We start from the raw sequence: 250 nt of genomic DNA, 5'->3' as shown, positions 1-250 counted from the left end.
CCGATTACCACCATGCTGCCGTCCCGCCTGATGGTGCTGGCCAACCTGCTGAGGCGCAGCGCGCTGCTGCGTTACCGGCGGGTCGCCGGCCTGTCCGCGGTGGAATTCGGGCTGGTCGCCACGCTCGGCCGGCGACCGGCCATGACCGTGGCGCGGCTCGCGGCCAGCGTCGGCATGGACAAGGGGCAGATCAGCCGGGCGCTGAGCGGCCTCGTGCAGCGCAAGCTGGTGGCCAAGGTGGTCAATGTTC

Annotated in this window: 1 protein-coding gene; it reads left to right on the top strand. The window is 71.2% G+C overall.

Annotated elements, in window-relative coordinates; translation table 11 throughout:
* The coding region (locus RMT89_RS44525; protein WP_315889449.1) for a helix-turn-helix domain-containing protein at positions 1 to 250 on the top strand (250 nt) is incomplete at both ends.

This window comes from Streptomyces sp. P17 (assembly GCF_032436805.1).
GTDB lineage: Bacteria > Actinomycetota > Actinomycetes > Streptomycetales > Streptomycetaceae > Streptomyces.
This window is presented reverse-complemented; position numbering and strand designations above follow the sequence as displayed.